The organism is Alicyclobacillus fodiniaquatilis (assembly GCF_042678105.1).
Classification (GTDB): Bacteria; Bacillota; Bacilli; order Alicyclobacillales; family Alicyclobacillaceae; genus Alicyclobacillus; species Alicyclobacillus fodiniaquatilis.
Map to the genome: position 1 here is coordinate 1 of NZ_JBHUCX010000055.1, position 720 is coordinate 720.

At 57.6% G+C, this 720-nt stretch carries 1 protein-coding gene; it reads left to right on the top strand.

Annotated elements, in window-relative coordinates:
* Positions 1 to 159 precede the first annotated feature (159 nt).
* A partial coding sequence (locus ACFSB2_RS16845) for an NAD-dependent epimerase/dehydratase family protein (RefSeq protein WP_377944268.1) occupies positions 160 to 720 on the top strand: 561 nt, incomplete at its 3' end.

The window sequence follows — 720 nt, forward strand, 5'->3', positions numbered from 1 at the left end:
AGCTGCCGATCTCATGTGGGCGTCCGCAAATGCTGCATCCCTGCTTCACGTCACAGCTCGGCTGCGCAAGGTGACACCACCCACTTCTGAGATCCTTGAGCAAATCCGCGATGGCGCCATACGATCCATCCTGAATTCTGAACAGAAGGGACGACTACAATGAAAATTCTCGTTACGGGAGGCACTGGTCTGCTCGGCGACCGCCTGATCTCGAAGCTCGTGAAGGACGGTCACGAGATTTTCGCTCTCACACGCTCCGCATCATCTCACGCCAAACTCAGGGCTATGGGCGCAACGCCAATCGATGCCGATCTTGAAAGCAGCACGCCATTCGTATTTCCGCTGATCGATGCGGTTGTGCATGCGGCTGCCCTGTTCCGTTTTTCAGGTCCTCGCGAGCCCTTCTTCCGTACCAACGTCGATGGCACCGCAGCCTTGTTAAAGGCGGCAGAGTCCGCCGGTGCGAAGACATTCATCTACATTAGCGCGGCGGGGATCATCATGGATAACAGCGGTACGCCCATCCGCGACGCCGATGAAAGTGCGCCGACTTTCCCGAACCACTTCTCCGCCTACCTAGCGAGCAAGGCACAAGCCGAGCCATTGGTTCTGGCAGCCAACAAAACTGGCTTTCGCACGATCGCGCTTCGCCCACCGACTATCTGGGGACCTGGTGATCTGTTCAGCCGAGCGCTTCCCGAAGCAGTCAGATCTGGACAG